The sequence below is a fragment of the Pseudomonas taiwanensis genome (genome assembly GCF_013393345.1).
Classification (GTDB): Bacteria; Pseudomonadota; Gammaproteobacteria; order Pseudomonadales; family Pseudomonadaceae; genus Metapseudomonas; species Metapseudomonas resinovorans_C.
In genome coordinates, this window is sequence record NZ_QJRF01000031.1 from 48,085 (window position 1) to 69,056 (window position 20,972).

The 20,972-nt window shown below is 64.7% G+C and carries 17 protein-coding genes; 12 read left to right on the forward strand and 5 right to left on the reverse strand.

Annotated features, from left to right (window positions below; all coding sequences use genetic code 11):
* The first annotated feature begins 29 nt into the window (after nucleotides 1-29).
* The 4 genes from DM872_RS02955 (at nucleotide 30) to DM872_RS02970 (ending at nucleotide 7,174) form a co-directional block, all read left to right on the forward strand.
* Complete coding sequence (locus tag DM872_RS02955; RefSeq protein WP_179058052.1) at nucleotides 30-1,835, forward strand: phenylacyl-CoA dehydrogenase; 1,806 nt, start codon at nucleotides 30-32, stop codon at nucleotides 1,833-1,835.
* A gap of 176 nt (nucleotides 1,836-2,011) precedes the next feature.
* Nucleotides 2,012-3,307: a GGDEF domain-containing protein gene (locus DM872_RS02960; protein WP_179058053.1), complete on the forward strand. Its 1,296-nt coding sequence runs from the start codon at nucleotides 2,012-2,014 to the stop codon at nucleotides 3,305-3,307.
* Between the two features lie 108 nt (nucleotides 3,308-3,415).
* The gene (locus DM872_RS02965; RefSeq protein ID WP_179058054.1) at nucleotides 3,416-5,209 is read left to right on the forward strand and encodes an acyl-CoA dehydrogenase C-terminal domain-containing protein; all 1,794 of its coding nucleotides are present in this window, start codon (nucleotides 3,416-3,418) and stop codon (nucleotides 5,207-5,209) included.
* Nucleotides 5,210-5,395: 186 nt separating this feature from the next.
* On the forward strand, nucleotides 5,396-7,174 hold the full coding sequence (locus tag DM872_RS02970; protein ID WP_179058055.1) for an acyl-CoA dehydrogenase C-terminal domain-containing protein: 1,779 nt from the start codon (nucleotides 5,396-5,398) through the stop codon (nucleotides 7,172-7,174).
* 335 nt (nucleotides 7,175-7,509) lie between these two features.
* Here DM872_RS02970 and DM872_RS02975 read toward each other — a convergent pair whose 3' ends face one another.
* Nucleotides 7,510-8,157: an endonuclease I family protein gene (locus DM872_RS02975; RefSeq protein ID WP_179058056.1), complete on the reverse strand. Its 648-nt coding sequence runs from the start codon at nucleotides 8,155-8,157 to the stop codon at nucleotides 7,510-7,512.
* A gap of 377 nt (nucleotides 8,158-8,534) precedes the next feature.
* On the reverse strand, nucleotides 8,535-9,428 hold the full coding sequence (locus DM872_RS02980; protein ID WP_179058057.1) for a LysR family transcriptional regulator: 894 nt from the start codon (nucleotides 9,426-9,428) through the stop codon (nucleotides 8,535-8,537).
* Between the two features lie 103 nt (nucleotides 9,429-9,531).
* Here DM872_RS02980 and DM872_RS02985 point away from each other — a divergent pair, with 103 nt between their 5' ends.
* The 4 genes from DM872_RS02985 to DM872_RS03000 are packed head-to-tail and all read left to right on the forward strand — an operon-like array spanning nucleotide 9,532 to nucleotide 12,361.
* Nucleotides 9,532-10,230, forward strand: coding sequence for an MOSC domain-containing protein (locus DM872_RS02985; RefSeq protein WP_179058058.1), 699 nt, complete (start codon nucleotides 9,532-9,534; stop codon nucleotides 10,228-10,230).
* The gene (locus DM872_RS02990; RefSeq protein WP_179058059.1) at nucleotides 10,227-10,466 is read left to right on the forward strand and encodes a hypothetical protein; all 240 of its coding nucleotides are present in this window, start codon (nucleotides 10,227-10,229) and stop codon (nucleotides 10,464-10,466) included. The genes DM872_RS02985 and DM872_RS02990 overlap by 4 nt, the downstream gene beginning before the upstream one ends.
* The gene (locus DM872_RS02995) at nucleotides 10,459-11,655 is read left to right on the forward strand and encodes an aminotransferase class III-fold pyridoxal phosphate-dependent enzyme (protein WP_179058060.1); all 1,197 of its coding nucleotides are present in this window, start codon (nucleotides 10,459-10,461) and stop codon (nucleotides 11,653-11,655) included. Before DM872_RS02990 ends, DM872_RS02995 begins: the two co-directional genes overlap by 8 nt.
* A gap of 1 nt (nucleotide 11,656) precedes the next feature.
* Nucleotides 11,657-12,361, forward strand: coding sequence for a type 1 glutamine amidotransferase (locus DM872_RS03000; RefSeq protein ID WP_179058061.1), 705 nt, complete (start codon nucleotides 11,657-11,659; stop codon nucleotides 12,359-12,361).
* 121 nt (nucleotides 12,362-12,482) lie between these two features.
* Here the strand turns inward: DM872_RS03000 and DM872_RS03005 are convergent, their stop codons facing one another.
* The 3 genes from DM872_RS03005 to DM872_RS03015 all read right to left on the reverse strand — a co-directional run bounded on the left by DM872_RS03005 (nucleotide 12,483) and on the right by DM872_RS03015 (nucleotide 15,985).
* Nucleotides 12,483-13,277 carry a carbon-nitrogen hydrolase family protein gene (locus DM872_RS03005; protein WP_179058062.1) on the reverse strand — a complete coding sequence of 265 codons (795 nt, stop codon included), beginning with the start codon at nucleotides 13,275-13,277 and terminating at the stop codon, nucleotides 12,483-12,485.
* A gap of 15 nt (nucleotides 13,278-13,292) precedes the next feature.
* On the reverse strand, nucleotides 13,293-14,975 hold the full coding sequence (locus DM872_RS03010) for a flavin monoamine oxidase family protein (protein WP_179058063.1): 1,683 nt from the start codon (nucleotides 14,973-14,975) through the stop codon (nucleotides 13,293-13,295).
* A 239-nt stretch (nucleotides 14,976-15,214) separates the two neighbouring features.
* Entirely contained in the window at nucleotides 15,215-15,985 is a 771-nt protein-coding gene (locus DM872_RS03015) for an AraC family transcriptional regulator (protein ID WP_179058147.1), read from the reverse strand.
* 300 nt (nucleotides 15,986-16,285) lie between these two features.
* On the opposite strand from DM872_RS03015, the gene DM872_RS03020 reads away from it, so the two are divergent.
* Genes DM872_RS03020 through DM872_RS03035 form a run of 4 tightly spaced genes read left to right on the forward strand, consistent with a single transcriptional unit; the run spans nucleotide 16,286 to nucleotide 20,911 of the window.
* Nucleotides 16,286-17,914, forward strand: coding sequence for an APC family permease (locus DM872_RS03020; protein WP_179058064.1), 1,629 nt, complete (start codon nucleotides 16,286-16,288; stop codon nucleotides 17,912-17,914).
* A 23-nt stretch (nucleotides 17,915-17,937) separates the two neighbouring features.
* On the forward strand, nucleotides 17,938-18,951 hold the full coding sequence (locus DM872_RS03025) for an Ldh family oxidoreductase (RefSeq protein ID WP_179058065.1): 1,014 nt from the start codon (nucleotides 17,938-17,940) through the stop codon (nucleotides 18,949-18,951).
* 42 nt (nucleotides 18,952-18,993) lie between these two features.
* Nucleotides 18,994-19,920, forward strand: a complete 927-nt coding sequence (locus tag DM872_RS03030) for a 4-hydroxyproline epimerase (RefSeq protein ID WP_179058066.1) — start codon at nucleotides 18,994-18,996, stop codon at nucleotides 19,918-19,920.
* 43 nt (nucleotides 19,921-19,963) lie between these two features.
* Entirely contained in the window at nucleotides 19,964-20,911 is a 948-nt protein-coding gene (locus DM872_RS03035; protein WP_179058067.1) for a dihydrodipicolinate synthase family protein, read from the forward strand.
* Nucleotides 20,912-20,972 lie beyond the last annotated feature (61 nt).

Consider the following 20,972-nt stretch of genomic DNA (forward strand, 5'->3'; position numbering starts at 1 on the left):
CCAGGAACCCACTGCAGAGGTTTACCGCTATGCCTGATTACAAGGCCCCCTTGCGTGATATTCGCTTCGTTCGTGACGAACTGCTCGGCTACGAAGCGCACTATCAGAGCCTGCCTGGCTGCCAGGACGCTACCCCGGACATGGTCGACGCCATCCTTGAAGAGGGTGCCAAGTTTTGTGAGCAGGTGATCGCTCCGCTGAACCGTGTGGGTGACATCGAAGGCTGCACCTGGAGCGAGTCCGGCGTTAAGACCCCGACCGGCTTCAAGGAAGCCTACAAGCAGTTCGTCGAAGGCGGCTGGCCGAGCCTGGCCCACGACGTCGACCACGGCGGTCAAGGTCTGCCGGAATCCCTGGGCCTGGCCATCAGCGAGATGGTCGGCTCCGCAAACTGGTCCTGGGGCATGTACCCCGGCCTGTCCCATGGCGCGATGAACACCCTGTCCGCCCACGGCACCGACGACCAGAAGCACACCTACCTGACCAAGCTGGTATCCGGCGAGTGGACCGGCACCATGTGCCTGACCGAACCGCACTGCGGTACCGACCTGGGCATGCTGCGCACCAAGGCCGAGCCCCAGGCTGATGGTTCCTACAAAGTCTCCGGCACCAAGATCTTCATCTCTGCCGGTGAACACGACATGGCCGACAACATCGTCCATATCGTCCTGGCTCGCCTGCCCGACGCTCCGGCCGGCACCAAGGGTATCTCCCTGTTCATCGTTCCGAAGTTCCTGCCGAACGCCGAAGGCGGCGTAGGCGAGCGCAACGCCGTTTCCTGCGGCTCCATCGAGCACAAGATGGGTATCCACGGCAACGCCACCTGCGTGATGAACTTCGACGGCGCCACCGGCTACCTGATCGGCCCGGCGAACAAAGGCCTGAACTGCATGTTCACCTTCATGAACACCGCTCGCCTGGGTACCGCGCTGCAAGGCCTGGCCCACGCCGAGATCGGTTTCCAGGGTGGCATCAAATACGCTCGCGAGCGTCTGCAGATGCGTTCCCTGACCGGCCCGAAAGCGCCGGACAAGGCTGCCGACCCGATCATCGTCCACCCGGACGTGCGTCGCATGCTGCTGACCATGAAGGCGTTCGCCGAAGGCAACCGCGCCATGGTCTACTTCACCGCCAAACAGGTGGACATCGTCCAGCACAGCCAGGACGAAGAGCAGAAGAAAGCCGCTGACTCCCTGCTGGCCTTCCTGACTCCGATCGCCAAGGCCTTCATGACCGAAGTAGGCTTCGAGTCCGCTTCCCACGGCATGCAGATCTACGGTGGCCACGGCTTCATCAGCGAGTGGGGCATGGAGCAGAACCTGCGTGACTGCCGCATCTCCATGATGTACGAAGGCACCACCGGCGTTCAGGCTCTCGACCTGCTGGGTCGCAAGATCCTGATGACCCAAGGTGAAGCGCTGAAGGGCTTCACCAAGATCGTGCACAAGTTCTGCCAGGCCAACGAAGGCAACGAAGCCGTCAAGGAATTCGTCGAGCCGCTGGCCAAGCTGAACAAGGAGTGGGGCGACCTGACCATGAAGGTCGGCATGGCTGCCATGAAGGATCGCGAGGAAGTGGGTGCCGCTTCGGTGGATTACCTGATGTACTCCGGTTACGCCTGCCTGGCCTACTTCTGGGCCGACATGGCTCGCCTGGCTGCCGAGAAACTGGCTGCTGGCGACGGCGATGCCGCCTTCTACAAGGCCAAGCTGCAGACCGCGCGCTTCTACTTCAAGCGCATCCTGCCGCGTACCCGCACCCACGCTGAAACCATGCTGTCCGGTGCCAACAACCTGATGGACCTGGCCGAAGAAGATTTCGCCCTGGGTTACTAAGGTTCGGTGCTACACGAAAAGCCCGCCATCTGGCGGGCTTTTTCGTTGTACGAACCGTCTTCACGTCGGGATGTGGAGAAGTTCGCATTGGGACCTCGTGCTTTGTGATTCGCGCCTGTGCAATCATATCGCCACCTCGATTTTTCCCCGTCTTTCGAATCCCAGGATCAGACCCCGTGCGGCCTCGTGCGTCCTATCGCGTCAGCCATTTCCTGCCTCCCTTGTCGCTGGTGGTCGGGGGCGGAGTGGTGGGCTCGCTGTCGGGAATGAACGAGTTTTTCACCTCCCTGTTCAACGTCCTTCCCACCCTGCTCCTGTTGCTGGGCGGCGCCTTCTGCTCGGCGTATGGCCGGGTGCGCCAGGTGGCGCTGCTGCTGGTGGTCTACCTGGCCTACTACCAGCTTGATACCCAGGTCGATTACTACCAGGCCGAGCGGGTGGTTCGGGAGGACGCCGGGCTGGTCTTCCATCTCGCCAGCCTGCTGCTGCCCACGCTCTACGGCCTGTATGGCTGCTGGGAGGAACGCACGCACCTGCTGCAGGATTTTGTCGCCCGTGGTGCGGTGCTGGTGGCCGTGCTCGGCGTGACAGTGGCACTGGGCAGCAACTACCCGGACGCGCTGCTGGGCTTCATCGGGCAGATCCACTGGCCCCTGCTCCACGGAAGCTGGATGACCCTGGTGCAGCTGGCCTACCTGGCGTTCGTCGTTGCCCTGGTGGCGTTACTGATCACCTACCTGCGCCAGCCGCGGCCGCAGCATGCGGCTCAATTGCTCGGACTGGTCGGCCTGCTGTGGATGTTGCCCAAGACCTTCCTGCTGCCCCACGCGCTCCACGTAATGAGCAGCCTGGTGATGCTTGCGCTCACCGCGTCCGTGGCCCAGGAGGCCTACCAGATGGCTTTCCGCGACGAACTCACCGGCCTGCCCGGACGCCGCGCGCTGAGCGAGCGTCTGCGGCGCCTCGGGCGCAACTACGTGCTGGCGATGACCGACGTTGACCACTTCAAGAAATTCAACGACACCTACGGCCACGATGTGGGCGACCAGGTGCTGCGCCTAGTGGCCAGCCGCCTGCGCAAGGTGGGCGGCGGTGGCAAGGCCTACCGCTATGGTGGCGAGGAATTCACCATCCTCTTCCCCGGCAAGTCGGTGGAGGAGTGCATGCCTCACCTGGAAGCCGTGCGCCAGGCCATCGAGCAGTACCAGATGCACCTGCGCGACCAGGACAGCCGGCCGAAGAGTGACGACACCGGCCGCGCCAAGCGTGGGGCCGCCAGCGGGCAGACCGTGTCGGTGACCATCAGCATCGGGGTGGCCGAGCGGGATGCCGAACAGCGCACCCCGGAAGAAGTCATCAAGGCTGCCGACCAGGCGCTCTACAGCGCCAAGAGCGCCGGGCGTAACCGGGTCTTCCGCCACGGCGAGAATCGCCGGGGGGCGGTGCGGGTGAAAAAGACCGTCAGTAGCTGAGGCGGCTGGTTATGACGCTCCATTCAGCAGCGGTAGCGTCGTTGTAGGGGAGGTGGGTGCAAAGTAGGGTCGGACGATCGAGTGCTGCCCTCACAAGGAGAATCTGCCATGCCCGAATACAAGGCCCCGCTTCGCGACATCCGTTTCCTCATCGACGAAGTCTTCGACTACCCGGCCAGCTACGCGGCACTGGGCGCCAGTGATGCCACCCCGGACATGGTTGCCGCCATCCTCGAGGAAGGCGCCAAGTTCTGCGAGCAGGTGCTCTCGCCCATCAACCGCTCCGGGGATGAAGAAGAGTGCCAGTGGCGCGACGGCGTGGTGACCACCCCCAAGGGCTTCAAGGAAGCCTTCGCCCAGTACGTCGAAGGCGGCTGGAACGGCCTGGCGGCGGACCCGGCCTATGGCGGCCAGGGCCTGCCCCATTCTCTCGGCCTGATCATCAGTGAGATGGTCGCCTCGGCCAACCAGTCCTGGGCCATGTACCCGGGCCTGACCCACGGCGCCATGTCGGCCATTCATGCGCACGGCACCGAAGAGCAGAAGCAGACCTACCTGACCCGCCTCACCGAAGGCCGTTGGACCGGCACCATGTGCCTCACCGAGCCCCATTGCGGCACCGACCTCGGCATCATCAAGACCCGCGCCGTACCCCAGGCCGACGGCAGCTATGCGATCTCCGGCACCAAGATCTTCATCTCTGCCGGCGAACACGACATGAGCGAGAACATCATCCACCTCGTGCTGGCCAAACTCCCCGATGCACCGGCGGGCACCAAGGGCATTTCGCTGTTCATCGTGCCCAAGTTCCTCCCGTCCGGTGAGGGCATCGGCGAACGCAATGCCGTGTCCTGCGGCTCCATCGAACACAAGATGGGCATCAAGGCCTCGGCCACCTGCGTGATGAACTTCGACGGCGCCACGGGCTTCCTCATTGGAGAGGCCAACAAGGGCCTGAACTGCATGTTCACCATGATGAACCATGCGCGCCTGGGCACCGGCATGCAGGGCCTTTGCCTCGGTGAAGCCAGCTACCAGGGCGCCGTGCGGTACGCCAACGACCGCCTGCAGATGCGCGCTCTCACTGGACCCAAGGCGCCGGACAAAGCGGCCGACCCGATCATCGTGCACCCCGACGTGCGCCGCATGCTGCTGACGATGAAGGCCTTCAACGAAGGCAACCGCGCCCTGGCCTACTTCACCGCCCAGCAACTGGACATCGCCCATCGCAGCGACAGCGCCGAGCAGCGCGAAGAAGCCGAGAACCTGCTCGCCTTCCTCACCCCGATCTGCAAGGCCTTCATGACCGATTCCGGTCTCGAAGCCACCAACCTCGGCATGCAGGTGTTCGGCGGCCACGGCTACATCCGCGAATGGGGCATGGAACAGCTGGTGCGCGATTGCCGCATTGCCCCCATCTACGAAGGCACCAACGGCATCCAGGCGCTCGACCTGCTAGGCCGCAAGGTACTGGGCAGCCAGGGCAAGCTGCTGCGCGGCTTCACCAAATTGATTCACAAGCTCTGCCAGGCCCAGGCCGAGCACCCGCGATTCAAAGCGCAGGTAGCCGAGCTGGCGCGTCTCAATCAGCAGTGGGGCGAGCTGACCCAGAAGGTCGGCATGGCCGCGATGAAGAACCCGGACGAAGTGGGTGCCGCCGCCCTCGACTACCTCATGTACTCCGGCTACATCACCCTGGCGTGGCTATGGCTGCGCATGGCCCTGGTGGCCGAAGCCAAGTTGCAGGCGGGCGAGAGCGACAGCGCCTACTATCAGACCAAGCTGGCGACCTGCGATTTCTACTTCAAGCGCCTGCTGCCGCGCACCGAGGCCCACCGGGCGGCGGTGGAGGCAGGCAGCGATTGCCTGATGCAGTTGCCGGCAGAGAACTTCTCGCTCTGACCCCGCCGATGGACGGTCGAAGGCCCGCCTGGAGCGGGCCTTTTACTTTCTGCCGGGGTGCGTGACTGACTGAGACTGTGCGGTCACTAAGTGACACTATGTCTCTAAAAAGTTGTTCATGTACACTCCGGGTCTATCCGTGAAACCGGCCCCACTGGCCACCTGTGAGTGATTACGAGGTTTGCAATGGCTGACTACAAAGCGCCCCTGCGCGATATGCGCTTCGTCCTCAATGAAGTCTTCGAGGTTGCCAAGCTCTGGGCTGAGCTGCCTGCCCTGGCCGAAGTGGTCGACGCCGAAACCGCCTCCGCCATCCTGGAAGAAGCTGGCAAGGTCACCGGCGGCGTGATCGCCCCGCTGAACCGCAGCGGCGACGAAGAAGGCTGCCAGTGGAAAGATGGCGCCGTGAGCACCCCGGCCGGTTTCCCTGCGGCCTACCAGACCTACGCCGAAGGTGGCTGGGTCGGTGTGGGCGGTGACCCCGTCTTCGGCGGCATGGGCATGCCCAAGGTGATCTCCGCCCAGGTGGAGGAGATGGTCAACGCGGCCAACCTGTCCTTCGGCCTGTACCCGATGCTGACCGCCGGCGCCTGCCTGTCGATCAACGCCCACGCCAGCGAAGAGCTCAAGGAAAAGTACCTGCCGAACATGTACGCGGGTGTCTGGTCCGGCTCCATGTGCCTGACCGAACCGCACGCCGGCACCGACCTCGGCATCATCCGCACCAAGGCCGAACCCCAGGCTGACGGCAGCTACAAGATCACCGGCACCAAGATCTTCATCACCGGTGGCGAGCACGACCTCACCGAGAACATCATCCACCTGGTACTGGCCAAGCTGCCGGACGCCCCGGCTGGTCCGAAAGGCATCTCCCTGTTCCTGGTGCCCAAGGTGATGGTCAACGCCGATGGCTCCCTGGGCGAGCAGAACGCCGTGTCCTGCGGCTCCATCGAACACAAGATGGGCATCAAGGGTTCGGCCACCTGCGTGATGAACTTCGACGGCGCCACCGGCTACATCGTCGATGCCCCGAACAAGGGCCTGGCCGCCATGTTCACCATGATGAACTACGAGCGTCTGGGCGTGGGTATCCAGGGCCTGGCCTCCGGCGAGCGTTCCTACCAGAGCGCCGTGGAATACGCCCGCGAGCGTATCCAGAGCCGCGCGCCGACCGGCCCGGTCGCCAAGGAAAAGGCCGCTGACCCGATCATCGTCCACCCGGACGTGCGTCGCATGCTGCTGACCATGAAGGCAGCCAACGAAGGCGGCCGTGCCTTCTCCAGCTACGTCGCCATGCAGCTGGACACCGCCAAGTTCAGCGAAGACCCCGTCGTGCGCAAGCGCGCCGAAGAAATGGTCGCCCTGCTGACTCCGGTGGCCAAGGCCTTCCTCACCGACCTCGGTCTGGAAACCACTGTCCACGGCCAGCAGGTCTTCGGCGGCCACGGCTTCATCCGCGAGTGGGGCCAGGAGCAACTGGTGCGTGACGTGCGCATCACCCAGATCTACGAAGGCACCAACGGCATCCAGGCCCTCGACCTGGTGGGCCGCAAGATCGTCGGCAGCGGCGGCGCGTTCTACAAGCAGTTCGCCGACGAGATCAAAGCCTTCGTGGGCGGCGCTTCCGCCGACCTGGCCGAGTTCACCGAGCCGCTGAAAGCCGCTGTCGCCAACCTCGACGAGCTGACCGCCTGGGTCCTGGATAGCGCGAAGAACAACCCCAACGAAATCGGTGCCGCCTCGGTGGAGTACCTCCACGTGTTCGGCTACACCGCCTACGCCTACATGTGGGCCCTGATGGCACGCGCCGCCCTCGGCAAGGAAGGTCAGGACGACTTCTACGCCAGCAAGCTCGGCACCGCGCGCTTCTACTTCGCCCGCCTGCTGCCGCGCATCCACTCCCTGACCGCCTCCGTGAAGGCCGGCAGCGAGTCGCTCTACCTGCTGGACGCCGAGCAGTTCTGATCGGCACCCCGCAATGACAAGGCCCCGCACTCGCGGGCTTTGTTTTTTCAGGGGATGCCTTTCTGTATGGGCGAATTCATTTAAACGTGGAAAACCACGTCCTTTGGACGTGGCCATGAGTCATCGGCTCTGCCCGTGACGATCGAAATGCTCCGATTGGCAGGTGAAGTCGGATTTACTGTAGGAGCGAGCTTGCTCGCGAAAGGATCCCGCCCCGGCTGTTCGCGAGCAAGCTCGCTCCTACACGTTCTACGAACGTGGATGTTTACTCGCCATGGGCGGCGTAGCTGCCCCTCGGGGCTGACCTGCGGTCCGCTTGGCGATTGAAATCGCCCCTACAAAAACGAATCCGCCAGCGTCGGGTCGTCGATAAAACGATTGCGGTTGCCCTGAAGGGCCTCGATGCGGCTGTTGCGAGCGCGTTCTTCGTCATCCACCGGGTCCAGGCGGTTCCACTGTTGGAACATCTGCACCTGCCCGACGATGGGGAGGCCGTACTCCGTATGCATGTAGAAGATCGCCCGTGCCACGTTGCCCTTGGCGGCGTCGCGGGGCTCTACCAGTTGGTACGCGGATTTGAAGTCGCAGTCGGCCAGCGTGCTCTGACCGCCTTCGCCCACAGTGCCGAACAGCGCGTTGCGCCGCGCCAGTTCGATGCGTGACTGGTCCGGGTAGAGGTTGTGCAGGTCGGAAAGCATGTAGGGGTACTGCGGATTAGCAGCCTGGCATTGGCTGTCGGTGACGCAGCGCAGCGCGCTCTTGATCTGCTTGGTGCTGTACACCGGGCTCGCGCTGAGCAGGCCGCCCGGAGCGCTGAAGGCCTTGGCGCAATAAAGCGTGACACCGCCGTCAGCGTAGAGCTGCTTCCAAAAGGCCTGCTCGACCGCAGCCTTGGGATCGGCCAGGCGGTCCTGGCCACCGGCGAATGCATGGCTGGCGACTACGGCCGCCAGGCAAAAGAGGGCAGTAACAACTGGGCGCATGGTCAGACCCTGAGACCGCCGTGTCGGGGGTCTGTAGTTCTTGTAGGACAAAACGAGTCTAACAATACAGCCCTGGCCAAACCAAGACCAACCGATCGCTTGCTTGGTTGCACCTTTGGGTTGCAATAAGACTGGCTCAGATAATTCCGAAATCGTGTAAGCATTGGCTTACACGCGCTGGTGGCTATAGCTCCTTTCCGACCCTCAGGCCGGGTATTAATCTTCAAACCATTGGACGTCGCGCAGGAAGCGCATTGCAAAACAGGGATACGCCGGATTTCCGCCAGGATGGCGGTCAGATCAGGGATGTCGGGACACAGTCTGCAAAACCTCGCTTCGGCGAGGTTTTTCTTTTTCTGCGTACGGAAATCTCCAAGTCAGAATTCCTTCGGCCCCACGACGCCTTCCAGCATCGAGCGCAGCAGCTCCAGGGTCGCCTGCTGGCGCTGGGCATCGCGGAACACCAATCCCACCTTCAACGGCACCCGTGGCTCGCTCAGCGGTTTCCACAGCAGGCCCTGATTGGCGTGCATCTGCCGTGCGCGGCCGGGCAACACCGTGGCCAACAGGGTGTGCGGCAGGCTGTCGAGGATGCCCGCCATATGGTTCAACTCCGCCTGCACGTGGGGGCGGCGGCCTAGCATGGCAAGCTGTTCCTGCCAGATCTGCCGGATACGGAACTCCTCACCGAGCAGCAGCATCGGCAGTTCAGCCGCCTGGGCGAGGGAAACCTTCTTGAATTCCTTCAGCGGGTGCTCCGTGGGAATCACCAGCTGTAACTCATCTTCGTAGAGCAACTGGCTGTGCAGTCCCGGCTGGCGCGGCGGCAGGAAACCGATGCCAATGTCCAGGTTGCCGGTCAGCAGGCGACGCTCGATATCCAGCCCCGACAGCTCGTAGATCTGCACCACCAGCTGCGGCTGTGCTTCACGCAGGCGTTCCAGCAGCAGGGGGACCAGCGCCGCATTCACTGTTTGCAGCACGCCGATGGCCAGGCTGCGCGGCGACTGGCCACGGAAGCCGCGCAGGGCTTCGCGGGCGCGCTCGAGACCATCCAGCAGCGGCAGCGCGTGGCTATACAGGGTGTGCGCGGCCAGGGTCGGCAGCAGGCGTTTGCCGCTGCGTTGGAACAGGCTGACGTCCAGACCCTGTTCCAATTGACGAATCTGCTGGGAAAGCGCGGGTTGCGACAGGCTGAGGCGCTCGGCGGCTCGACCGACATGGCCTTCCTCGTAGAGCGCGACAAAGTAGCGGAGCTGGCGAAAATCCATAAGCGTTACTTATCGATAAAACAGGAAAATCGAAATGGCCCGTGATGCCTCAAGACCATAGCCTATGCCGCGTAGAGACTGTATCTCGCGCTGGAGAGGGCAAATGTGCGCGTTAGTCGTGAAGGGCGTTTTCATAGGTAAAGCCGAAGATATAGGTGGCGGTTTGTCCAGTGCAATCGACAAGCAGCCGATCGATCACCGACTCTGGCTCTGGCCCCAGGGGCTGGGCAGCGACGAGCAGGGCGACCCCCGCTTCCATGGTGGCCCGGAACGGGCCCTGCACCACTATCCGGCCGAGCACTACGCATACTGGCGCAGGCATTTCCGCGACGTCGACTGGAAGGCGCCCAGTTTCGGCGAGAACCTTTCCACCTACGGCCTGACCGAAGACCAGGTGTGCATCGGCGACATCTTTCGCTGGGGGCAGGCCTTCATCCAGGTCAGTCAGCCGCGTTCGCCCTGCTATCGCCTAAGCCGGCGCTGGGGAATTCCCGACCTGCCGCAAAGGGTGCAGGAAACCGGCCGCTGCGGCTGGTTCTACCGCGTGCTGCGGCCCGGCTTCGTCAGCCAGGAAGATTCGCTGGAACTGATCCAGCGCAGCTACCCCGGCCTGACCGTCGCCCACGCTATTCAGAGCTACTTCCACTACCCGCTGGAGCACGCTGGCCTGCAACTACTGCAGAAGTGCGAGGCGTTGACCGGTCGCTGGCGCGATACCGTTGCCAGGCGCCTCAGCACCGGCCTGGTGGAAGACTGGAATGCGCGCCTGCAGGGCTTGCCGCTGGAGGGGATGCGCGCATGAGCGACTACCGCATAAGCCTGCGTCGTGACGACGTGCTGTTCGCCGAAATCAGCGTGAGCCAGGCGCGCTACGTGGAAATGACCCACGAGATGCGCAAGCGTTTCCCGCGCGAGGAAGGTTTCAGCCTGCACATCGAGCGTCGCCGGGAACTCCGCCGCATCCTTGAACAGGGTCCAGATGGACTGCGCCTGCTGGGCGTCGAGTATCGCCATGAAGAGGTGTCCGAGCATGCGTGACGCTCTCGCCGACCTGCGCCTGATGAAAACCGTGGATCGGCCCGCGCAACTGTTCGTGCGCGGCCAGGGTTCCTGGCTGTGGGATTCCGAAGGCCACGCCTTCCTGGACTTCACCCAGGGCTGGGCAGTGAACAGCCTCGGCCATAGCCCCAGCGTCGTGGTGAACGCACTCAAGCGTCAGGCGGAGAGCCTGATCAACCCCGGGCCGGCCTACTACAACCGCGGCATGCTCGAACTGGCCTCGCGCTTGTGCCAGGCCAGCGGCAGCGACCAGGTGTACTTCCTCAACAGCGGTGCCGAGGCCAACGAAGGGGCCATCAAGCTGGCGCGCAAGTGGGGCCAGCTGCATCGGGGCGGCGCCTTCGGCATTGTCACCGCGAGCAACAGCTTTCACGGCCGCACGCTGGCCACCATGTCGGCGTCCGGCAAGCCAGCCTTCGAATCGATGTTCGAGCCCAAGGTGCCCGGTTTTACCAAGGTCCCCTACAACGACCTCGATGCCCTGGCTGCCGCAGTAGGCGATGACACGGTGGCAGTGATGCTGGAGCCGGTGCAGGGCGAGGCCGGTGTTATTCCCGCCACGCTGGAGTACCTGCAGGGTGCCGAGCGCCTGTGCCGCGAGCGCGGCGTGCTGCTGATCCTCGATGAAGTGCAGACCGGCATCGGCCGCTGCGGCACCCTGCTGGCCGAAGAGCTGTATGGCATCCGCGCCGACATCATCACCCTCGGCAAGGGCCTGGGCGGTGGCGTGCCCCTGGCGGCGCTGCTGGCGCGAGGCAATGCCTGCTGCTTTGAGATGGGCGAGCAGGGCGGCACCTACCATGGCAATGCCTTGATGACCGCAGCCGGCCTCGCCGTACTGAACACGGTGTTGGAGCCCGGTTTCCTCGAGCAGGTAGGCGAGGTTGCCCAGCACCTGCGCGAGGGGCTGGCGCGAGTATCGCGTCGTCATGGCCACGGTCCCTTGCGAGGCCACGGATTGATGATCGGCCTGCCGCTGATCCGCCAGTCCGCACCCCTCGTGGCGCGGCAGGCTTTCGCCGAAGGGCTGCTGATCAATGCGCCGCAGCCCGACTGCCTGCGCTTCACCCCGGCGCTGACGGTAAGCCGCGCCAATGTCGATGAAATGCTCAAGCGTCTGAATCGCGCCTTCGCGCTGGCCAAGAACAAACCCCTGGAGATTGCCTGACATGCGCATTGCCACCCTGCAGCATGCCCCCTTTGAAGGCCCCGGCCGCATCCAGCAGTGGCTCGATCTGCGCGCCGCCAAGGTGCAGGTGTTCAATCTTTACGCTGATGCGTGCCTGCCCAGGCTGGACGACTTCGACCTGCTGGTCGTCATGGGAGGTCCCATGAGCGTGCATGACGAGGAAGCACTGCCCTGGCTCAAGGCTGAGAAGAAGCTGATCCGAATGTCACTGGATGCCGGCAAGCGGATACTCGGCATCTGCCTGGGCGGCCAGCTCCTGGCTCAGGCCCTGGGGGCCGAGGTGCGCAAAGGCGAAGCGGAGATCGGCTGGTGGCCCATGGAAAAACGCCCCGAAGCGGATCGCTCCCCGCTGGGCCGCATGTTGCCCCAGCGCCTGCTGGCGATGCACTGGCACGGCGAAACCTTCGATCTGGCGCCCGGTGCGATTCCTCTCTACGGTTCGGCGGCTTGCGCCAATCAGGGATTCGTCTGGGAAGAGCGCGCCATCGGCTTGCAATGCCATCTGGAAAGCACGCCGGAAATCATCGAGGCGATGTTGGAGGCCTGCGCGGCGGATCTGGAGCTACCCGGCTCAGTGGAGGATGCGGCCGCCATCCGCGACGGCTTCCCCCATTGCAGCGCCCTGGCGCCCACCCTGTTCCGCCTGCTGGATTACCTCACGGGGCCGCATGCCGCGCTGACTTGAGTGGACACGCCTGTGGGGGCGAATTCATTCGCTAAGCAGGCCGCAGGTCTGCCCTTCGAGATCGCAGGGCAGCTTCGCTACCCCAAGCGAATGAATTCGCCCCCACAAGGGCTTTACGGACTCAGGTCAGAGGGCGATACAACTCCGCCCGCCGATCCCGGAGGTAGGTGAGCCCTGCCCGCGAGGCTTCCAGCTTGTCCCGCTTGAGGTCGGCGAAGGCCAGGGTTTCCTCGCGGCCGCAGATCGCGGCCTGGCTGCCGTCCGGCGCGCACACGCTGGAGAGACCGCAGTAGCGGATTTCCCCTTCACCACCGCAGTAGTTGGCATAGGCCAGGTAGCACTGGCTCTCGAAGGCGCGGGTGCGGACAAGCACATCGCAGACGAAATCGTACGGCTCCATGTTGGCGGTCGGCACCAGTATCGCGTCAGCGCCGGCCAGGGCCAGGCGCCGCACGTTCTCGGGGAACTCCACGTCGTAGCAGATCAGCATGCCCAGCTTCCAGCCGTGCAATTCCACCAGCGGATAGTCGTCGCCGCCGGCGCTGAACATGCTCCTGTCCAGCTCACCGAAGAGGTGGGTCTTGCGGTAGTTGCCCAGGCGCTGGCCCTGGGCGTCGATCAGTTGCACGGAATTGAAGATGGCGCCTTCGACGCTACGTTCCGGATAGCCATAGAGGATGGCGATACCCTGCTCGCGGGCGATCTCGGCAATCCGTCCGGCCCAGGCGCCGTCGCAGGGTTCGGCCAGGGCGCTGACCGCTTCCGCGCCGATGTTGTAGCCGCTGAGGTACATCTCCGGCGTGACCAGCAGCTGTGCGCCGCGTCGGGCCGCCTCGGCCGCCCGCAGCTGCAGGCGATCGAGGTTGGCCGCCGGGTCGCGCGGCAGCGGTGGGCATTGGAAGAGGGCGATGCGCATGGAGCGTCTCCTGGCTCAGTCCGGCAGGGCGATGGGGCCGAGTTCGGCGAAGCAGTCGCCGGGGCCGGGGTTCTCGGGCGAGGTGCTGCCACCGAAGTGCTTCATGATGCCCCAGACCGCGTTGAGCGAGGTCTGCACCGCGCCTTCCACCCAGGCCGGGGTCCAGGACACGTCGTCACCGGCGATGAAGATGCCGCGCTGTTCGGCGGGCATGTCGTCCTGCACGAAGTGCGCGTACATGCGCTGGTTGTAGCGGTAGTGGCCCGGCAGCGCGCCCTTGAAGGCGCCGAGGAAGTGCGGGTCGGACTCCCAGGAAATGGTGATCGGGTCGCCGATGATGTGGCCGGCGATGTCCACGTCCGGGTAGATCTTCTTCAGCGCATCCAGGGCCAGCTTCACGCGCTTCTCCACCGGGTGCGGCAGCATTTTCAGCGCGTCGCTCATCCACGAGTAGGACAGGCAGATCACGCCCGGTTTGTCGTCGCCGTTGTCGAACAGGTAGGTGCCGCGAGTGAGGCGGTCGGTGAGGGTCATGCTCAGGGTGTCGCGGCCGGTTTCCGGATTCTTGTCCTTCCAGAACGGGCGGTCGACCATCACGAAGGTCTTGGACGACTGCATGTAGCGGGTGCGGTCCAGGGCCATCCACATCTTCTGCGAGAACAGCGATTCCTCGCACTCGATCTGGGTGGTCAGCAGCCAGCTCTGGCAGGTGGCGAGCACGGCAGCGTAATGGCGGGTGTCACCCCAGTTGTCGGTGACGGCGAGGCTGCCATCGGCGGCCCGGGCGATGCGCTTCACGCCTGGACGCGGGGCGCCGTTGTGCAGGGACGCGAGGCTGGTGCCCGCCGGCCAATGCACGCATTTCTCGGGGACGTGGCGCCAGATGCCCATGGGAACCTGTTGCACGCCGCCGACGATCAGGTGCTGGTTGTCGTCGCAGGCGGTCATCACCACGCGGAAGATTTCCAACATCGAGTTGGGGAAGTCCGAGTCCCAGCCGCCGGTGCCGAAGCCCACCTGACCGAACACTTCGCGGTGATGGAAGGACAGCTTGGCGAAAGCCTTGGAGCTGGCCACGAAGTCGTAGAAGGTGCGGTCGTCCCACAGCGGTACCAGGGTGTCCCACAGCTCCTTCAGGCGTTTCACATCGCGGTCGCGGATGGCCTGCTGGATGTCGCCGAAGCGGGCGCCGTCCTCCAGCGCATCGGCCCAGGCGTCGGCCACTTCCTGGAACAGCGCCGGCAGGTCGGCCATCTTCTCGGCGTAGTAGGTCTTGCCTTCGAGATCGATCACCGTGCTGCCCGAAGCTGGGGTCAGCGGGTTGGGGAAGGGCTGGGTCTTGAGGCCGAGCATGTCCACGTAGTGGTAGAAGGCGGTGGAGGACGCCGGGAAACGCATGCCGCCCAGCTCCGCGATGATGCCGTCGGTGCCTTCGAAGGTCTGCGAACGCAGGCGCCCGCCCATTTTCGAAGCTTCGTACACCACGGGTTTCAGGCCCAGCTTCATCAACTCGTAAGCCGCCACCAGCCCGGCGATACCGGCGCCGACGATGGCCACCTCGGCACCATGCTGTTCGGCCGGGATGCTCCCCAGGCCCGCAGGATGTTCGATCCAGTCATCGAAGGCGAAGGGGAAGTCCGGACCGAAGATGGTGATGGGTTTCTTGCCGTCGGCGGGGTGGCGATTGTTGTTGTTCATGCTGGACCTTGAAGGCTTGTGGGAGAGCGGCCCGTTGGGCGCGGTGGGGCCATTCTAGGGAGCGTCGTTTTCGTCCATAAGACGCAAAGTGTCGTCATTTGGAGCGCTGGTAATACAAAGTGACGATAGAAAAGTTAATAGTGACGAATATGCTTCACGCGTCCCTTCCTCAGGCTAGTCGCGGAGAGAAGAAGCCGTAGGCTGAGCTTGCTCGCGAAGGGCTGCACCTGCCCATGGCGCTATCTGCTGGCCGCGGTCGCTTGCCGATACTGCCGGGGTGTGAACCCGGTCAGCAGCTTGAACTGCCGGCTGAATGCGCTGTGGTCGGTGTAGCCGCACTGCAGGGCGACTTCCGTGATCGGCAGATCGGTCTGCAACAGGCGATGGGCGTGCTCGAGCCGCACCTTGTTGATCATCTGTCGTGGCGTCAGGTGGAACACACGCTTGCAGTAGCGTTCCAGTTGGGCGACGGAGATGCCGGCGATCCGCGTCAGCGTGTCCAGGGTGATGGGCTCGTGGAAGTGCGTGCGGATGTGCTCGTCCACTGCGGCGAGACGCTCATAGGCCGGGTGCGTATGGCTCGCGGACTGCAGATCCATCGAGATGCCCGCCAGGCCGATGATCTCGCCTGCGCGACTATGCAGGGGGCGCTTGTGCGTCAGGCACCAGCCCGGCTCCCGGCTGCCATACAGGTGCAGTTCCAATTGGTCTTCCAACACCTGGCCCTGTTCCAGCACCCGCCGGTCCTGCTCGGTGTAGCCAGGGCCGAATTGTGCGGGGAACACCTCGGCGCTGGTCTTGCCCAGAAGAGGCTTCACGCCACAGCGCTGGACCAGCGTGCGATTGGCCATTACGTAACGGGCCTGGGCGTCCTTGATGAAGATCGCCGCGCTGGAGATCGCATCCAGCATCGGCAGCAGCATCTGCACGCTCGCCAGCAGTTCATCCATGGTTTCGGGGCGCTTCAGGTCGCTCTCTGAGCAGAGTGCCGCAAGTGCGCTACGCGACATCATTTCCATCCTCCCCAAGGTTGGCCGGCGATGCCCAGCCGGCAGCTTGCCCCAGGGCCAGCGGCCTGTCGAGCGCCAACCGGAACGGGCTGCGCGGCTGTCCGGACTGTGCTGATTTCGTCACCCGAAGCGGGGAAAGGCATCAAGCGCGAAGGCGCGCCGCCCGTCCACTCTATGGCCATCGCCCCGGTCGGCGAATCCAGGGAATACGCACTCACCAAGGGGCAGCATTCACACGCCGATCCAAGCCCCGAATGGCGATCCACCAGCCCGTCCAATAACTCACAAGAAGGCGACGCCATGTCTGGAAAATTCAAGAAGCAGCTCTCGTTGATGGACCTGACCTTCATCGGTCTAGGGGCCATCTTCGGCTCCGGTTGGCTATTCGCGGCCAGCCACGTCTCGGCGATCGCCGGACCGGCGGGGATCATCTCCTGGTTCCTCGGCGGGTTCGCCGTACTGCTGCTCGGCATCATCTACTGCGAACTGGGTGCAGCGCTGCCGCGTGCCGGCGGCGTGGTGCGGTATCCGGTGTTCTCCCATGGCCCGCTGCTGGGCTACCTGATGGGGTTCATCACCCTGATTGCCTTCTCCAGCCTGGTGGCGATCGAAGTGGTCGCCTCCCGCCAGTACGCCGCGGCCTGGTTCCCGTCGCTGACCGAGCCGGGCTCCAGCGCCCCGACCATCCTCGGCTGGTTCGTGCAGTTCGGCCTGCTGTGCCTGTTCTTCTGGCTCAACTACCGCAGCGTCAAGACTTTCGCCAGGGCCAACAACCTGGTCAGCGTGTTCAAGTTCATCGTGCCGCTGCTGGTCATCGGCGTGCTGTTCGCCTTCTTCAAACCGGAGAACTTCGCAGTCCAGGGCTTCGCGCCCTTCGGCCTTTCGGGCATTGAGATGGCGGTCTCGGCGGGTGGCATCATCTTCGCCTACCTGGGGCTCACGCCGATCATCTCGGTGGCCAGCGAGGTGAAGAACCCGCAGCGCACTATCCCCATCGCGCTGATCCTCTCGGTCCTGCTCTCCACCGCCATCTATGTGCTGTTGCAACTGGCCTTCCTCGGTGCCGTGCCCACGGAAATGCTGGCCAACGGCTGGGCCGGTATCTCCAAAGAGTTCGCCCTGCCGTACAGGGACATCGCCCTGGTCCTCGGTGTGGGCTGGCTGGCCTACCTGGTGGTCGCCGATGCGGTGATCTCACCCAGCGGTTGCGGCAACATCTACATGAATGCCACGCCTCGGGTCGTCTATGGCTGGGCGCAGACCGGCACCTTCTTCAGGATCTTCACCCGCATCGACGAACAGTCTGGCATCCCGCGCCCGGCGCTCTGGCTGACCTTCGCCCTGTCGGTGTTCTGGACCCTGCCGTTCCCCTCCTGGGAGGCCCTGATCAACGTGGTGTCGGCCGCGCTGGTGCTGAGCTATGCCGTTGCACCGGTGACCGTCGCTGCCCTGCGCCGCAATGCTCCCGATATGCCGCGTCCGTTCCGGGTAAGGGGCCTGGGCGTGATGGGGCCGCTGTCCTTCGTCATCGCTGCGCTGATCGTCTACTGGTCAGGCTGGAGCACCGTTTCCTGGCTGCTGGGCCTGCAGATCCTGATGTTCGTGATCTACCTGCTGTGCCGGCGCTTCGTACCCACCGAGCACCTGAGCATCGCCCAGCAGGTGCGCTCGTCCGCGTGGTTGATCGGCTTCTACGCCACCACCCTGCTGCTCTCCTGGCTCGGCAGTTTCGGCGGCCTGGGCGTGCTCGGCCATCCGTTCGACACCCTCGTCGTGGCCGCCTGCGCCACCGCCATCTACTACTGGGGCGCAGCCACCGGCGTGCCGGCTCATCTGATCGTTCTCAGTGGAGAGGATGAAAGCGAAGAGGGCGCCGACACCGAGACGGGCCTGCATCCGGCCACGGCCCGCACCCAGGCCTCGTCCTGATGTCCAGCGAAAGGAGTACGGATATGAGCGACCTCATCAACCTCAGCCTCGACCAGGTCCATGCCCTGGCGACGCGCGCACTGACCCATAACGGTATGGGCGAGGACCATGCCCGCGCCATTGCCGACACCATCACCCGGGGGCAGCGCGACGAGTGCCACTCCCATGGCCTCTACCGAGTCCTGGTGTGCGTGCATTCGCTGCGCTCCGGCAAGATCGACCCGCTGGCACGCCCGACGCTGAGCCGGCCCGCGCCCGCCGTCGTCAGCGTCGACGCCCACCGAGGCTATTCGCTGCTGGCGTTTCAGAGTGGCCTGCCGCTGCTGGTGGAACAGGCCCGTGAATTGGGCGTCGCCGCTCTGGTGATCCGCAACTGCTTCCACTTTTCCGCGCTTTGGCCGGAGGTGGAAGCCATTGCCGCCGAAGGGCTGGTCGGGCTGGCCATGACCCCCAGCCACGCCTGGGTGGCGCCGGAGGGTGGCAGCAGGGGCGTGTTCGGCACCAACCCCTTGGCGTTCGCCTGGCCCCGGAATGGCCGCGAGCCCTTCGTCTTCGATTTCGCCACCAGCGCCATCGCGCGGGGCGATATCGAGCTGCACGCCCGCCAGGGCAAGCCCATTCCCCTGGGGTGGGGCCTGGATGCCGAGGGACTACCCACCACCGATGCGCGGGCCGCGCTGGAGGGTGCCATGCAGACCTTCGGCGGACACAAAGGCTCGGCGCTCGCCGCCATGATCGAGCTCATGGCCGGTGCGCTGATCGGCGACATGACCAGCGCCGAATCCCTGGCCTTTGATGCGGGTGCCGGCGCTACGCCCTGCCACGGCGAGCTGCTGCTGGCCTTCGACCCCGCCCGCTTCCTCGGCGGCGCGATGGAAGACGGCCAACGGCGTGCCGAGCAACTGTTCGCCGCCATCACCGACCAGGGGGCACGCCTGCCGTCTCAGCGACGTTTCGCGGCCCGCCAACGCAGCGAGCGTGATGGCGTCTGGGTGGGGCGAGCCCTGCTGGACGACATCGAGCGGCTGATGGCCTAGCAAGTTCCCCGAACCTTACCCGGCCACTGAATGGACCAGCTCATGAAGCGCATACACGTCATCGACTCCCACACCGGCGGTGAACCCACCCGCCTGGTGATGAAAGGCTTTCCCGAACCGGCCGGCGCTACCCTGGCCGAGCAGCGCGATGCACTGCGCGAGCGGCATGACCAATGGCGTCGAGCCTGCCTGCTCGAACCACGGGGCAACGACGTACTGGTGGGCGCCCTGTACCGCCCGCCGGTATCACCCGGCGCCACGTGCGGGGTGATCTTCTTCAACAACGCCGGCTACCTCGGCATGTGCGGCCACGGCACCATCGGCCTGGTCGCCTCCCTGCATCACCTGGGGCTGATCGGCCCGGGCGAGCACCGGATCGACACACCGGTGGGCACGGTCAGCGCCACCCTGCATGAAGACGGTGCCGTGACCATCGGCAACGTACCGGCCTACCGGTACCGCCGGCAGGTGCCGGTCGAGGTCCCCGGGCACGGCCTTGTCCACGGCGACATCGCCTGGGGCGGCAACTGGTTCTTCCTGGTGTCCGAACACGGCCAGCGGCTGCAACTCGACAACGTCGAAGCCCTGACCGCGTTCACCTGGGCGATGCTCAGGGCACTGGAAGCGCAAGGCATCCACGGTGAAGGCGGCGCGTTGATCGACCACGTCGAGCTCTTCGCCGATGACGACGAAGCTGACAGCCGCAACTTCGTCATGTGCCCGGGCAAGGCCTACGACCGCTCGCCCTGCGGCACCGGCACCAGCGCCAAACTGGCGTGCCTGGCCGCCGATGAAAAGCTCGCGCCCGGCCAGACCTGGGTCCAGGCCGGCATCACTGGCAGCCGCTTCGAGGGCCGCTACGAAACGGACGGAGAACGCATCCGTCCCTTCATCACCGGCCGCGCTTACCTGACGGCCGACAGCACCCTGCTCATCGATGAACAGGACCCCTTTGCGTGGGGCATCTGAGTCTCCACGCCTTCTTCATCCCCCTGCACCAAGGAGCAGAACAATGAACGACAGCATCTTCACCGGTTGCATTCCCGCCCTGATGACACCCTGCACCGCCGAGCGCACGCCGGACTTCGACGCCCTGGTGGCCAAGGGCCGCGAGCTGATCGATATCGGCATGAGCGCGGTGGTCTACTGCGGTTCCATGGGCGACTGGCCGCTGCTCAGCGAAGCCCAGCGCCAGGAAGGCGTGGCGCGCCTGGTGAAGGCCGGCGTACCCACCATCGTCGGCACTGGTGCGGTCAGCACCCGCGAGGCGGTTGCCCATGCCGCGCACGCCGCCAAGGTGGGTGCCCACGGACTCATGGTGATCCCGCGCCTGCTCTCCCGCGCCGCTTCGCCGGCCGCGCAGAAGGCCCACTTCTCCGCCGTGCTCGGCGCCGCCCCCGCGCTGCCGGCGGTGATCTACAACAGCCCCTACTACAGCTTCTCCACCCGCGCCGACCTGTTCTTCGAACTGCGCGGCCAGTTCTCCAACCTGATCGGCTTCAAGGAGTTCGGCGGCGCCGCCGACATGCGCTACGCCGCCGAGCACATCACCTCCCGTGACGACGACGTGATCCTCATGGCCGGCGTGGATACCCAAGTGTTCCACGGCTACGTCAACTGCAACGCCACCGGCACCATCACCGGCATCGGCAACGTGCTGCCACGCGAGGTGCTGCAGCTGGTGGCGCTGAGCCGGCAGGCCGCCAAGGGCGATACCCGCGCGCGTCGCCTCGCCCTGGAGCTGAGCGCGGCGCTGGACGTGTTGTCGTCCTTCGACGAGGGCTGCGACCTGGTGCTGTTCTACAAGTACCTGATGGTGCTCAACGGCGACCGCGAATACAGCCTGCACTTCAACGAGAGCGACGCGCTCAGCGACTCCCAGCGCCGCTACGCCGAGCAGCAGTACGCGCTCTTCCGCCAGTGGTACGCCAACTGGTCGGTGGAGCAGAACCTCGTCTGACACAGGCCCGCCGCGGAGCCCCCGCTCCGCGGCGGAGCGCACCTCGCACACCCAGGAAGCA